Raw genomic sequence first — 15,189 nt, 5'->3', positions numbered from 1 at the left:
AACAGAGTTCGTAATTTGGGGTAAATTCTGACCAGAGAAGGAGTGCTCTGATGCCGAATAAACGTTTCAGTTGTAACAGTTAAAGAAACCTGCCTGATTGGGTGGGTGAACAGTGTCGCGCAGATAATCCAAAGATGCGTCTCGATTGCCTTGCATGTTGGCGCATCGAATTGACATATCCCACCCAGATGCGCGCTTCTTTCAGGCTACAGGTGATCAACTTCCGCATGTTGAGCACCGATGAGCAAAGTGTTTTGCAATGCCGAAACTATGTAAAAGGCCGTCCCAAAAAAACGCCAACTCTGACAAACCATCCCAGATATGGACCGGCAGCGACCGTTGGCCCGCTTGCGTGAAAGCTAGAAAATCGAACGACGATCTGATGATATAAAGTCAGCCATCTGACGTGGTTTACTTATTGCTGCGTACAAGGGTGATGCGATTCCAGATAACTGTGAAACCCACCGATGAATAGGTGTGCGGAAACTGGATAAGCCGGTCAAGAATCTGACAAACCAGCCTTCTGGAGGCTGGCCAACAGGTTCTCCTTAAAAGTGGCGTCAAGTTGCCAAATGGCAAGTATATCCGATGCAACAGATGAAAAATCTGGGCGTAGAACCAACAAGCTGCGTAGATCCGCCTGGGCCTGTTCCCCATTTCCCAGTTTGCTGTGTAGCGCGGCCTGCCATAGATGGGTCCAGAAGAAACCTGGCATATCGATTTGTTCCAATTGTGCCAGCGCCGCTTCATAGTCGCCCCGGTCGAACTCGTAAAAAACCCGCGGAAACAGATACCACTGAGGATGCACAGGGTTCAGAGCGATTGCCCGGTCTACAATAGCAAGTCCTTTGTCCCATTCGCCACTGAACGCCAGACGCATCCCGTAATGGGCCAGAATGTCGGTGTCATTCGGATTCAGGTCAATCGCCCGTTGCCCGGCCTCGCGGAACCCAGCAAAATCACCGAGCACGAACCGAATATTGGCCATCATCAGATGTCCCGCCGCCAGATTTGGGTCGATCTCGACCGCCCGGCGTGCTGCGGCATCGGCTGCGGCCAGAATCTGTTCGCGATTTCCGCCCAGCCCAAAACGTATCTGTTGCAGATACAGGTTCGACAGCACCGCCCAAGCCTCGGCATAATCCGGAGCCTTCTCAAGCGCGTTCAGGATGCAGGATTTGATTTCGGCATGGCGATCCAGATTGATGGTTACCTGATAGCTGTAATAACCAAGCACACATTCATAAGCATCGCGATTGTTGGGTGGAATTCTATCGGCATCTCGCATCGCGCCAAGCGTCAGTAGCCCGTATTTCCCGGCCAGTTTACCCATTACATCTCGGATAATGCTGTCCTGTACCGCATAAATCTCCTTGGAGGTATTGCTGACCTCGTAGCTTTGCGACCAGATATATCTTCGGTCTTTCAGATCAATGAGGCGTGCGGAAAGGCGCAAGGTGTCGCTCCTGTCCATCACATTGCCTTCCAGCGCGAAATCGGCGTTGAATTCTGTACGCAAGCTCGCCGTATCAATCTCGGTTTCACCAGAATGCAGTGTGCTGCCAAGGGGCAAGACCCAGATGTCCCGGAACCGGATCAACTCGGTCGTCAACTGCCGGGTAAGACCAGCGGCGAGGTACTCGGGGCCCTCTCCCAGAGTTTCAAAGGGCAGTACAGCCACGACGGGCCCTTTGGGCAAGCTGTGATTTGCCTGTTCCTCAGGCGTCCCTGAACGGGTCAATCCCCAGATCAGCCCAAACAATGTCAGGCCAAAGGCGGCAGCCAGTCCAATCTGAGCGCGTCGTCGCCTCCTGAGCCCGGCCTTGGGCCGGGCGTCAGCAGGTGCCGGAACAGGGCCGGGCAGTGAAGATTTTTCGAACCGCGGCGCGTATCCTCCTTTGGGCATGGTGAGGCGTATCGGATCGCCCCGACCGGGCCCGGCATAATAGGTGTCAATCTCCTGCCGTAGTCGCCGCGCCTCAAGTCGGACAATCGGATCGACCTGCTGGTCGAAGCTTTCGTCGCGGTCAAAGACCGACATGGCAATCGACACGCCTTTGATCTGATCTGAACGACCGGCCAGATATTCCTCGATGATATAGTTCAGAAATGCGCGGCGTTTGGGGCTGGCGGTGAAATCCGGATGATCCAGGATACGTTGCATCTGTACCCGAATTTCGCGCTCGGTAGTATCCACTTCAATATCCCACTGCCTCGGGAAAACCAAGGAAAACCATTATGTTGGCCTCGTTGATACATGTGTTTTTCGACAGGTGGCAACATGTTTGCACTTCTCGGGAAAAATTCTGCGGATAAGAGGGCCGCACTGCTGGTCGTACAGGCAGGCACCCGGCTTCCAAAAGATCGCGCATCTCGGCACTTCTGGACGTCAATGCACCGGCGGGACGAATTTCAACCTCGTGGTTCGTCCCGTCAGACCTCCTGCGCTGCGACCTCTTTTGAAGCGTTCATGATAGGAACCGATTATATATGCCACGCCGAACCACCTTACTCTTGACCGTCACCTTTTTGACGCTGACCTCAGGTCTTGCCGTCGCGCAGGATGATAGTCCTCAGCACTTTGACCCGAAGGGCAAGCTGCCCTCGGATTACACGATCGAATTCCAGCAAACCCAACGCAATAACCTGCCGTTCGATGACGAGCGTGACTTTGAAGAAAGCCGCAAGGGGCTAATTGCGGTTCCAGAATACCGCCAGATCAAAACCGAGGATGGCACCGTCGCCTGGGACATCGGCAGCTATGACTATCTGCTCGAGGGCAAAGAGTTCGACTCGATCCACCCGTCGTTGCAGCGTCAGGCGATCCTGAACATGAATTTCGGCCTGTACGAGATTCTCGACGACAGCATCTATCAGGTGCGTGGCTTCGATCTGTCCAACATCACTTTTATTCGTGGCGATACCGGCTGGATCATCTTTGACCCGCTGGCCTCCAAGGAAACTGCCGCTGCAGCGCTGAAGCTGCTAAACGACACCGTGGGCGAACTTCCTGTCAAGGCGGTTGTCTATTCGCATTCCCACGCCGACCATTATGGCGGTGTGCGCGGGGTGATCACCGATGAGGACGTGGCAAACGGCGTGGAGGTGATCGCGCCCGAAGGTTTCATGGAACATGCGGTTTCCGAAAACGTCTATGCGGGCAACGTGATGAACCGCCGTCTGTTTTTCCAATACGGCGTATTGCTGCCACGCAGCCCGTTCGGCCATGTGGATCAGTCCATCGGCAAAAACATCTCGGCTGGCACCACGGGCCTGATCGAACCGACCCGCTATGTCTCGGACGCGTATGAAGAGATCATCGTAGACGGCGTGCGTATGATCTTCCAGAATACACCGGGTACTGAAGCACCTGCTGAGATGAATACTTATTTCCCCGACCTCAAGGCATTCTGGGCGGCGGAAAACATCACCGGGACAATTCACAACATCTATACCTTGCGTGGCGCACTGGTGCGCGATGCGCTGAGCTGGTCCAAGCATGTCAATGACGCGCTGTACAAGTTTGGGCAGGATGCCGAGTTGATGTTCGCCTCTCACTCTTGGCCCCGTTACGGAAATGAGCGCATTCAAGAAGTGATGCGTGCGCAGCGTGACACTTACGCCAATCTTAACAACGGGGTGTTGAATCTGGCCAACAAGGGCGTGACCATCAATCAGATTCACAACGTCTATGACGTGCCGGAAAGCCTGCAGCAGCAATGGGCCGCGCGCAGCTATCATGGCTCGGTCGAGCATAACAGCCGGGCGGTGATAAACCGTTATCTGGGCTACTGGGATGCCAACCCCACCACGCTCACACCTCTGTCGCCAGAAGACAGCGCGCCGCTGTTTATCGAGATGATGGGCGGCGCCGAACCGATCCTGTCGAAAGGGCAGGAATTGGTCGACACCGGCAAATACCTTGAAGCGACCGAGATTCTGAACAAACTGGTCTACGCCGAACCACAGAACCAGGCCGCCAAGGACCTGTTGGCCGACGCGTTCGAGCAGATCGGGTATCAGAAGGAAAGCCCTTCGGTCCGCAACTCGTTCCTTGGTGCGGCGTTCGAACTGCGCAACGGTATTCCGCAGGGCGCTACCATCGAGACCACCGGTCCCGATACGATAAAGGCGATGCAGACCACGATGTGGCTCGACTTTCTGGCCATTCGCGTCAATAGCGCCAAAGCCACCGATATGGAGTTCACCATCAACCTGTCGATCCCCGACCGGGACGAGAACATCGTTGTCGAGATGAGCAATGCCACTCTGACTCATATCGTCGATCAGGTGGCGGAAGACGCCGATCTTTCGATCAGTCTGAGCCGCACGGACTTGGAAAAGGTCATGACCGGTGAGCGCAGATTGACCGAGATGCTCGCTGATGGCACCGCGCAGTCTGAGGGCAACGCCGAGATCGTAGCGCAACTGGCTTCGACCCTGGATCAATTCGATTTGGGTTTCGAGTTGATGCCCGGCACCGGTGCGCAGGATTTGACACCACCCGCCAATGATTTTGCCCAGCCCGGGTTAGCAAACTCGAGTGGCGGCTGAGGCGGGACCGTCCGATTGAAAGCTGGCTCAGGGTTTTGCTGCCCTGGGCCTCTCTCTTTCTGACTATTGGACCGGGAGAAGTTTTCGACCAGTAGTGCTGGTATCGGAGCAGCAGAATGCCCCGCCCGAACGACTGCTGGATTGTTACCGCCGTGCGCGGACTCTTTCATCCGTGGTGTCAATGCGGGATCAGAATCTTCAGCCTAAGAAAGTCAAAGCGCATGACGCAAAAATCAAACTGGGTTGTTCTGAAACTTGCAATTTGTGAACATCAGCCAAGATATCAAACTACCTAGAGGTCCCGATCCGTAGATTTCAATTCACTCCTGGACCCCGTCCCGTACAACGATTCAAAGAACTGGCTGCTTAGCGCCGCGGGTCGGATGGGTATCTTCGAACTGGAGGAAGCTTCACAACCCAACTGTCGAATGTGAAGTGGTCAGACCTTAGCTGCGAAATGCTATGATCGCTTCCAAATTTCGATAAGACACTGTGTGTCGCAAATCGAAGTATTTAGTGTAATCATTAATGTCTTTGCGGAAACGGCAGCCTTTAAAAAGATCATACGTAAGACCGGTCTGAGAACTACTTTAGCGAAACGAATACCTCAAAGGGCTGTTTGGTCAGCCCGAACCCATATCTTGCGACACTGCTCAAGTCGTGAGACGAAACTGTATTTCAGGTTCATTGGACCGAAAGTAGTAAGCTGATGTTAGAACAGTGGGACGATTAACTGGGCCAGAAATGCTTGTTCTCTGAAGAAGCACCCGTCACACTGTATTTTTCTTCAAGCCAAGGTACTAAATTTGGGTTAGAACGCACATTCTAACCAACGCTTCGCGACATTCTACAAACAGGAAATTCCTTGCCAAGTGGACTAGCCCCTGCCGAACTGATCGCAATCCTAATCGCCGTGACTGATGATCAGCCGCGTGTCATGACCTTGCGTGGAGGTAACGCGCTACCTTCGGGACCGTTCGAATCTTCACACCGCAGCTTGCAAAGCGGCTTGCGGGCCTGGATTGAGGCGCAGACCGGCCATCCGGTGGGATATCTTGAACAGCTTTACACCTTTGCAGACAAGGATCGCGATCCACGCTCGGGTTATGCCGAAAACTCTCAGCGTATCTCGATCAGCTATCTCGGTCTGGTGCGGGAGCAGGATACTACTGGTGCTGGACGTCCGGCATGGCGTAGCTGGTATCAATACTTCCCATGGGAGGATCATCGTGATCGCAGCCCAGAAGAGCTACCGCAAATTATCAAACGTATCTCAGCTTGGGCAGGAAGTGATCCGCTAAAACTGCAGCGTGTGGACTATCTGTTTGGTCTGAATGGGAAGACCTGGAACGAAGAGCTGGTTTTGCAACGTTATGAGCTTATGTACGAAGCAGGGCTTGTTGACACTCCTGAATTCGGTCGTCACATGGAAGCGGACAACCGTCGCATTCTCGCCACCGGCATATCTCGCTTGCGGGCCAAGATAAAATACTCTCCGGTTGTGTTCGAGCTCATGCCCGAAAGCTTCACCTTGCTGCAGTTACAGCGCACAGTCGAAGCGCTGTCTGGTCTACACCTGCACAAACCCAATTTTCGCCGCCAGATTGATCAGCAGGAATTGATTGAAGATACCGGCGAAATGTCCAGCGGCACCGGTGGTCGTCCGGCACGCCTGTTCCGATATCGGCCGGCCATTCTAGAGGCTCGCATGCTGTCGGGCGTCAGATTACCTCTCTCCCGGTCCTGAACCTCGCTTGACATAATCTCGAATCGAGAATAAGCATGGCTCCAATATACTCGATGCGAGTATAAATGGAGAAGCCAATGAAAGATTTTCGCCTTCCAGACCTCTACGACCGGGTAAAGCAGATCATCCCGCAACCCGAATGGATGCTGTTTGAAGATGATCTGGAAGCCATCCTTGATCTCAAGCGTGAGAGGAATGCGGTCATCCTCGCCCACAATTACCAAACGCCGGAGATCTTCCACGGAGTTGCCGATATCGTGGGCGACAGCCTTGCGCTTGCGCGCGAAGCTGTCGAGGTTGATGCCGATGTCATTGTGTTGGCTGGTGTACATTTTATGGCGGAAACTGCCAAGCTGCTGAACCCGGAAAAGACGGTGCTGATCCCAGATTTGGGCGCGGGGTGTTCACTGGCGGATTCCATCACACCCGAGGATATTGCGCTTCTGCGTGAAGCCCATCCCGGCGTTCCAGTGATCACATATGTAAACACTTCGGCAGCGGTGAAGGCGGCATCGGATATCTGCTGCACGTCGGGCAACGCAGTAAAGGTGGTGGAATCCCTCGGGGTGTCGCGCGTGTTGATGATCCCGGACGAGTATCTCGCCAAGAACGTCGCCAAAGAGACCGATGTCGAATTGATCGCATGGCATGGACATTGCGAGGTGCACGAACTGTTTACTCCAGCCGATATACGTGAAATGCGCGAAGCGTGGCCGGGTGTTACGGTCCTGGCCCATCCTGAATGCCCGCCCGAAGTGGTTGCCGAAGCAGATTTTTCTGGCTCTACCGCAGTCATGTCGGATTTCGTCGGCGACAAAAAACCGACGCGGGTTTGCCTGCTGACCGAATGCTCGATGAGCGACAACGTGGCGCTGAACCATCCTGAGGTGGAATTCGTGCGCCCCTGTAACCTGTGTCCACATATGAAGCGCATTAGTCTGCGCAACATTCGCAACGCATTGGAACTGGGCCATCACGAAGTCACCGTCGATCCGGCCATCGCTGAAGATGCGCGCCGCGCGGTAGAACGGATGCTGGCAGTGAAATGATCGGGCTCGAAGGGCTTCATGGTCGAACTGCCATCATCGGTGGCGGAATCGCCGGGCTGACGGCTGCGCTGGAACTGGCTCCACAACCCGTAGTACTAATCACCCGTGCAGGGCTGGGCCAGGAATGTTCCAGCGCTTGGGCTCAAGGAGGGATTGCCGCCGAACTAGGCACGGATGGTGATCCTGCGCAACACTTGGCCGATACTTTGCGGGCGGGCGACGGGCTGTGCGACGAAACCCTGGCGTCGGCCATTCTCTGCGAAGCGCAAAAGGCGATCACTGGTTTAGAGAAACATGGCGTTCGTTTCGATAGAACCGCCGACGGCACATATGCCTTGGGGCGCGAGGCCGCGCATTCCCGCCGCCGCATACTGCATGCAGGCGGCGACCGCACCGGAGCCGAAATCACATCGGCCCTTGCGAGTGCCGTGTTGCAATGCCAGTCGATCACTTGCTTGACCGGAGTCGAAGCCCGACGGGTGTTGACGCTAGACGGACACGTCACAGGCGTTCATCTGCAAAAAGATGCCCAAGCAGAGGTATTGCGCACATCTCAGGTCGTTATGGCGACAGGCGGTTGCGGCGGTCTGTTTGGTGTCAGCACCAACCCTTCAGGTAATTTCGGCCAGGGTGTCATGATGGCCGCCCGCGCCGGGGCAGCGTTGCGCGATATGGAATTTGTCCAGTTTCATCCCACAGCGCTGGATGCCAAGCAGACACCACTGGCATTGGTCAGTGAAGCCGTCCGGGGCGAAGGCGCAATTCTGATTGACCAAACCGGCAAGCGCTTCATGTCGCATATTCCGGGGGCTGAACTGGCCCCGCGCGACGTGGTGGCTCGTGCCGTGCATCAGGTCATATTGGAAGGTGGGCGAGTGTTTCTTGATGCTCGTGCCGCGCTTGGTGCCGAATTTGTCCAGCGGTTCCCTGGCATCCATGCATTGTGCGCAGCAACCGGAATTGATCCGGCGCGCGATCCCATACCGATACTTCCGGCTGCGCATTACCACATGGGCGGTATCGCCGTTGATGAGTATGGAAGAAGCACTCTGTCAGGCCTTTGGGCCATAGGTGAATGCGCGGCCACTGGCCTGCATGGTGCCAATCGCCTTGCTAGTAATTCACTGCTGGAGGCGGTGGTGATGGGATGCCGCGCCGCAAATGATGTTGCCAAGGCAGAAATGAGAAACCTGCCATTTGTTCCTACAGTTACCGCTCTGCCTCGTTCTGACCCTAGCTCTGTCCGGCCTTTGGCTACAAAATTTCTGGGTTTGATCCGCGACGAGGTGGGATTGCGTCAAGTCATTTCAAAGTTGTCTCCGTTGGTCGAAACCGCTGCCTGCGCTTCTGACCCGGCACTGGTCGCGCTTTCGATCGCGGTCTTTGCCGATCTGCGCCGAGAATCGCGTGGCGGACATTACCGAAGTGACTTCCCTAATCCTGAGGCGAACGCGCAATCTCTTTTGATGACTCTGACCGAAGTACTTGCTCATGCGAGTTTGACCAGTCAGGAACCCTTTTTGAGGACTGCTTGAGAAATGACTATCATGCCCCTAGCCCCGTTGCCCCGAACGATGCTGGAGCCGGTGATCCGCCGCGCACTTGATGAAGATTTGGGCCTCGCCGGAGATGTCACCTCTTCGGCTGTTATTCCTTCGGATCATGTTTCCGAAGTTGTGGCTTGCGCGCGTCAATCCGGATGTATTTCCGGTCTGGATTGTGCTGAATTGGCTTGTGAGCTGATAGATCCGGCGATCAAAGTAATCCGTCATGTCGAGGATGGTGGGACAGTCGCGCCCGGCACAGTGATCGCCACTTTCAAAGGGCCGTCGCGCAGTCTGCTGATTGCCGAACGTACGGCGCTCAACTTCTTGGGTCATCTATCGGGTATTGCAAGTGTGACTGCCGATATGGTTCGCCGCGTCGAAGGCACGCGTGCTGCCATCGTCTGTACCCGAAAAACAACGCCCGGTTTGCGGGCTTTAGAGAAATACGCTGTGCGATCAGGCGGCGGCATGAACCATCGCTACTCCCTAAGTGACGCGGTGCTGATCAAGGACAACCACATCGCTATAGCCGGGGGTGTCCGCCCAGCCTTGACTCGGGCCAAAGAGACGGTCGGTCATATGGTCAAGGTCGAGATCGAGGTCGACACGCTGGAGCAGCTGGCCGAAGTTCTGAAAATCGGTGTTGATGCGGTGCTTCTGGATAACATGGATCCAAGAACCTTAAGCGAAGCTATAGGCATGATTGATGGTCAAGCCATTGCTGAAGCTTCAGGCGGGATAACCCCAGATAATGTGCGGGCTGTGGCGAACACCGGTGTTAATTTGATTTCTATGGGCTGGATCACCCACAGTGCACACTGCCTCGATATTGGTCTGGATTTTGTGCTCTAACGGCACCAAGAGTAAACCAACAGTTACGAAGCTCATTGCCCAAATTGTTGAAATCAACGGCCTTTCCAAAAGATTGCCAAAGGCAAGAGCATCGCCGACGCAATAGGAAACAAGGCAATCAAAAGGTGCGCGGCGGCGCAGCCTGCCCGTTCAGTCTTATCACTCCGTTAGTCAACTAAGCTGGGCAATTATTAAGTCGCATTCATACGTCAGAGAGTTGGCGACCGAACCTTTCGTTCTCGCCCACACTCGATTTCTTATGCTGCTCAAGTAAGCAAGCCATGACATCTCAATTCGGAGAAACTGCATCGTCGGCGTGATTGCCTCCGGATGTTTTGCCCTCATGGCCGAAGAAAGTCGGATCAGTCTCAAAATCAGGCGCAAGGAACTCGGACATCTGGTCAGGGCTGTCTGTTTCTATATTATATATCAATAATTTATCCGGTTGGTCCTTAAAAAATTCGGGCACCTCCTGATGATGCCGGTCCCATTCTTCTGACCAATGATCAATTACCTGATCAACCGACTCGAAATTCATACCCTTACGATAACGCTCAGCATAAAACCCATTGCCATGGTTTCGGCGACTTGCGATCCACCTGTCTTTGTCTCGAGTGTTCAATATGAAATAGGAATTGGGATAATATGCCGCGAGTTGACGAAAATAACGGCAACCTTCAATCACGCGTGAGCCGCTCACCATCTGCATGTCGGTGTAGCCGACCCAACGGTCAATGCCATTGAGCGGCGCATAACCATACTTAAGATTGTTAGCGAGCGCGCGGGCCAGATTGCCACGCTTGAAGTGAACCGTCGGAATGCCGTTGTTATCTAGAAAGGCGGAAATCGACCTTGTGCCGCACTTGTTGAAACCGACCTGAAATATCCGCCGCGTACGGCCTGCACGAGTAGACAGATATTCAGGATGGGTTTTTGATGATTGCGGCACGAAGGAAGGCTCCTACTCGGACTCTGCGGCGGCTTTCTGGTTCGCGCGCATGGCAACTGAAATAAGCTGACGGGCCGTATGCTCCGTCAGAGGTGTGGATTGGCCAGCCATCATCAGGCGAGCAAAAAACGCGCGTTCAGGTTCTGACTCCAAAAGTTCCTTAAATCGCTTGTGCCGCCATTCGCAGGCTTTGTCATGTAGCTTCTTCAGTGTGGCATCTGATTTTAGCTCGGTAACCCGAGCAGCCCGTGCCGATTGGTAGCGGGAAATAGAGACGTCCTGATCGCTGTTAAAGTTGTAATCGACCCAATAATCCATGCCGATTTTCTCTTTGAAATGCACCCCACGTCCACGCGCACGTTTGAGCAGAAAGGAGTCCATCGCGCCCAAAGCATAATGGTTAAGCTGAACCCTCATGGTCGTATCTTGCGTATAGTTGGAAAATACCCGCTGGCGGCGATGATCGCCACCAAGCAAACGGCCTGATCCATCATACCAGCGCGCCTCATCCACGCGGGTCTGATCAGGCGAAATTGGCCGATGAATGCCTGGTTTACGGTAAATCCCGTTGTTGCGATAAAGCGTTTTGAACATCGAGGCGCGCCACGGCCAAAGGATGGGTTTGGGGGCGCAGGAAGTGAACTGTTCGGTCACCGGCGCATCTTCAAAATAAACGATCCCTGCATTTCCGAATAGCCGCCAGGTGAGCGTGATCGCATCCGCCTCGGGGAGGCTATGGATGAGCGCGTTTAATGAGCCGTCGCCAATATGGATATTTACAAACTCATCAATATCGAGCGCCAGTATCCAGTCTGCTTCTTTCAATAGAGGATGTTTGGCGGCTTGTTTCATAGCCTGCCACTGTACGCTCTTATCGGGCTTGGCTTCATGGCTGACATGAGTGATTTGCCCCATCTCTTCGAGTCGGTGCAACATCAGATCGGTGCCATCCGCGCAATCATTCGAGAAGATCAGAAAATCAGTGAAACCAACCATCTGATGATGGGCGAGCCATTCCAACAGGAACGCGCCTTCATCTTTGACCGTCAGGATCGCTAGCTTTCGTGTCATTCTATTCCTTTGATCCGACGCTTCAGTCTGGTGATCCGCCAGACCGCATGTCATGTGGTGCTCATTGAGAATAACGGTTTTGCAGATGTTCTGAACTGCGAATTTCGCGTAGGAACGAAAAAAGTACGGCGCGGCATCATGTTGCCAACTTGGGTGATTTCCAACTCGGTGGTAGGTGGATCTAAAAGGCTGAGAGTGAACCGGATAGAGGCACTTATTGTTCAATTAGCCGTCGTAGCCCGACAGCTCCGTTTGCAAGTGCAGATCGGCGGTAAGACTTCAGTGCTACCTGCAGATCGCTGAGTTCTGCATCACTCGCCCCTGAAATGCGGGTCAGGCTTGCCTCCAACCCATTGTCAGCAATCAGCATTGGTGGTCGGTAACAGGCCTCTGACCAGCGGTCCATGACGATCGGCACACAGAATCCACCCGAAGAGGACAGGGCAGATGTGATCTTGATCCGTTGATATTGTTCATAGTCAAATGGCATGAGCGGATGTATCACCTGAGCGCCCGCCAGTGCGTCAAAATACGCGGCGTGCCCGACCTGCCCGCTGTTGTCCAAAGGCACGCACGTAAAACGCGCGTCAAGCTTTCGGTCCTGGATCTCACTTTCAACCTTGGCGCGATCTCCGCCTCCTGACGGCAGGATGAAATGCAGATTCTGAAAGGCGTCCGGTCGATTGCCAAGAAGATTCAGCAGGCCAGGGTAATCACGTGTCCGCATGTTAACGTTGCCGGGGATCACGACCTGACGCGGCTGGCCCAATTTTGGTTCCGGATCATCGATCCAATAAAACGGCTCCAACGTCGCGATCCTGTCCATATGGGCTTTGCCCACCCGGCTGATCCATTCAGCCGTGACATGTGCACTCAGGCTGATGTAGCGCGCATTTGGCATCTGAAGCGTCTCGCGCAGGGGTGCCATCTGGCTGAACTGATCCAGATTATGCAGGACCATGATCAATGGCTTCTTCACTCCACGCGCCCAGCTTGCCGCTTTTGGACGACTCAAAGAGGCCATGAGGACGAAGTCATGTTCGGCCGCTTCAATTGCAGCCATAGTAGACTTGATATGTTTTGGTGCATCCGCAGCCCGGTAATCCGGCGTGCTTAAAGGCACATACTCAACATCAAATTCCAATCCCGGGACCAAGGCCATGATATCTCCGCGCAGCTTTAAGATCCGGCGATGCAGAAAGATTCGTGGTCGGTACCCGTTGGCATTACAGGCGGCCACCAAGCTGGGGATGACTTCTTCATGGCGCGGTTCAAATTGTACAATTGCACAGCGCTTCATAGTTTCTTCCTGTTGCCTGGGTTGCCTCGGGCCCTCGTTTTCGGTTTGACCCTGTGGAAGTTGTCTATCGATAGCTACACTTGCCGTCTACATCCAACGCCGAACAGGCCGGATCTCAGACCAGATTGTTTGAGCGGAGGTATCCGGTCTGATGGTATTTCCCAGCGTTGCGGTTTCGTTCACTATTCGGATAAAAAGCGGGTTTTAGCAAATCATCACAATCTGGGTCTGTAACTCCGTGGGTCTCGCGTAGTTGACTGGCGTGTGATTTGGGGAATGAGGGCTCAAGACGCGCTATATGTGCGCCAGCCAACCAATATAAGTCAGACATATTCACCGCTCGATTTTGAACCGTGAATCGCGCTAGCAAGGTCCGTTTGCTGGGTCGGGATTTGCCGCAGGGTTGCTCTATCAAAGCTTGGTCGTAATGGGTTTGGGTTTCTGCCGAACAGAAACGGTTTAAGCCCTATCTTCTGTCGATTTGAAGCGAAAGATGAGGCGGCATTGTCAAAACGTGAAGCGAGAAGTTTCCAATCTCTTAGTTTATGAGCGGGATCTCAATGCAGTTTCTGCGCCTGCTATGTCGATTGCGAGCTGCGATGCGGGTGGGAAATCAATGGTTTCTGGTTTTGGGTCCACGTGTTTCGATACGGCGTTTGCCTGCGATGTTGTAGTAGGGGATCTGGTCCAGATCGCAGAGAAAGGTGCCTGGAGCGGCAACGGCTTTCACGTCGCTTGCGATGGGTTGGAAATCCGCCCGGAAATGTGTGGTGCTTTTGACACAGATCACTGAATAGGATGTGGGATTCAGGCCGATATGGGTGAAATGAGCGCGGTCTAGGCATTGGTTGCGCACACTGGTGACGACCAAGTCTATCTTCGCGCCAGACTCTATCATCCTCAGAGCGGCCGTTTTGCCAAGCGTCGCGATGCCGCCTCCGTACATCTCACCTGAGTATCGGCAGATGCCATCTCCGATGGCCAGAACTTCGAACTTTGCCTCAACGGGGTGGTGCCCGGGCAGACCTGATTTTCCGCCGATGGCAAGGTTCAGTATTGCGCCTTGGCCTGCACGATGCGCTTTCTCTGCGCTTTCGGCGTCGTGGAAGAGACCCATCAAAACCTCCTGCGCGTCCCCCTCGATCAAAGCGGCCAGTAGTCCGGTGGTATCGGATGTGCCGCCTGCGCCTGCGTTGTCCTGTACATCCGCTAACACGAGCGGTTTGTCGCGATGCGAACGACAGGCCAGAACGGCTTCGTCCAACGACAACATAGAGCAGTCCACATCAGGTTCTCGGGCCAGAAAAAGGTCGACAATTTGATCTACTGCGGCGGTCGCTTGCGCGGCACTGGTCGCGTAGGCAACGCAGGACGGACCAGTATCGGGATAGTCTGCCGCTGTAAAACCCAGTGCGATTTCTGCATAGACATGGGCCTGTTCAAACCGGGTGGGCAACTGATAAATCTCATCAAACGGTGCGGCCCAAGTGTATTGCGCGTGCAATGGGATCAAATAGGGCACCTGCCGGAAGGCTTTGTGCAGTTTCTCTCCGGCCAGTAGCCTTTGCAGAACCGGCACACATCGCGCGCCGGTTTCGCCCATATCGAGGTGCGGGTAGGTGCGGAAAATTGCCAGGTAGTCCGCCTGCGAGGTCATCTGGTCAGAGATATTGGCATGCAGGTCCAGGCTCGCTACGACCGGAACATCCCGCCCTACCAGATCACGTACTCGGCGCAACAGCTCTCCCTCACCATCGGCAAGGCTTTCAGTCACCATGGCACCGTGCAGGTCGAGATACACTCCGTCCAGCGGTCCCGCGCCGCGAAGGCCATCCAAGATCATAGTACATATCTTCTCGAACGCGTGATCCGTGACATGAGCGCTAGGTTCTGCCGCACACCACAGGATCGGGAAAAGCTCGAAACCTGCCTGGTTCGCGGCGGAAGAAAACCCGGCGATGGGTAGGTTCATGCCTTTGGTGTCTGCGATGACACGCGCGCCATGCAACATTTCGGGCCAGGAATCTGCCATCTCGAACTCGGGCAGACCCGCTTTGGTCGCTCCGAAGCAGTTGGTTTCGTGTTGAAATCCGGCAATGGCAATGCGTTTGGCTGTCATT

At 54.4% G+C, this 15,189-nt stretch carries 10 protein-coding genes; 5 read left to right on the top strand and 5 right to left on the bottom strand.

The features are described from left to right. Positions 1–499 precede the first annotated feature (499 nt). Entirely contained in the window at positions 500–2,197 is a 1,698-nt protein-coding gene (locus ACR0CZ_RS01520; RefSeq protein ID WP_170465709.1) for a hypothetical protein, read from the bottom strand. A gap of 293 nt (positions 2,198–2,490) precedes the next feature. Between ACR0CZ_RS01520 and ACR0CZ_RS01515 the strand changes: the two genes are divergently transcribed. From ACR0CZ_RS01515 to nadC, 5 genes are all read left to right on the top strand, one after another. After that, positions 2,491–4,554, top strand: a complete 2,064-nt coding sequence (locus tag ACR0CZ_RS01515; protein ID WP_170394229.1) for an alkyl sulfatase dimerization domain-containing protein — start codon at positions 2,491–2,493, stop codon at positions 4,552–4,554. 865 nt (positions 4,555–5,419) lie between these two features. After that, entirely contained in the window at positions 5,420–6,301 is an 882-nt protein-coding gene (locus tag ACR0CZ_RS01510) for an NrtR DNA-binding winged helix domain-containing protein (RefSeq protein ID WP_170394231.1), read from the top strand. 77 nt (positions 6,302–6,378) lie between these two features. Then, a complete protein-coding gene (gene nadA / locus ACR0CZ_RS01505; RefSeq protein ID WP_170394233.1) occupies positions 6,379–7,350 on the top strand; it encodes a quinolinate synthase NadA in 972 nt (323 codons plus the stop codon). Next, complete coding sequence (locus tag ACR0CZ_RS01500) at positions 7,347–8,885, top strand: L-aspartate oxidase (protein ID WP_170394235.1); 1,539 nt, start codon at positions 7,347–7,349, stop codon at positions 8,883–8,885. The genes nadA and ACR0CZ_RS01500 overlap by 4 nt, the downstream gene beginning before the upstream one ends. A 12-nt stretch (positions 8,886–8,897) precedes the next feature. Further along, the gene (gene nadC, locus ACR0CZ_RS01495) at positions 8,898–9,749 is read left to right on the top strand and encodes a carboxylating nicotinate-nucleotide diphosphorylase (RefSeq protein WP_170394237.1); all 852 of its coding nucleotides are present in this window, start codon (positions 8,898–8,900) and stop codon (positions 9,747–9,749) included. A gap of 289 nt (positions 9,750–10,038) precedes the next feature. Here the strand turns inward: nadC and ACR0CZ_RS01490 are convergent, their stop codons facing one another. The 4 genes from ACR0CZ_RS01490 to ACR0CZ_RS01475 form a co-directional block, all read right to left on the bottom strand. Next, complete coding sequence (locus ACR0CZ_RS01490; RefSeq protein ID WP_170394239.1) at positions 10,039–10,698, bottom strand: sulfotransferase; 660 nt, start codon at positions 10,696–10,698, stop codon at positions 10,039–10,041. Positions 10,699–10,710: 12 nt separating this feature from the next. Then, on the bottom strand, positions 10,711–11,769 hold the full coding sequence (locus ACR0CZ_RS01485; protein WP_170394241.1) for a glycosyltransferase family 2 protein: 1,059 nt from the start codon (positions 11,767–11,769) through the stop codon (positions 10,711–10,713). 214 nt (positions 11,770–11,983) lie between these two features. Beyond that, on the bottom strand, positions 11,984–12,931 hold the full coding sequence (locus tag ACR0CZ_RS01480; RefSeq protein ID WP_170394243.1) for a hypothetical protein: 948 nt from the start codon (positions 12,929–12,931) through the stop codon (positions 11,984–11,986). 751 nt (positions 12,932–13,682) lie between these two features. Then, positions 13,683–15,188: a M81 family metallopeptidase gene (locus tag ACR0CZ_RS01475; RefSeq protein WP_170394245.1), complete on the bottom strand. Its 1,506-nt coding sequence runs from the start codon at positions 15,186–15,188 to the stop codon at positions 13,683–13,685. Position 15,189: the final 1 nt, after the last annotated feature.

The organism is Ruegeria sp. H9 (assembly GCF_056532915.1).
Note: the sequence above shows the minus strand (reverse complement) of the source record. Positions and strands in the feature narration are given on the sequence as shown.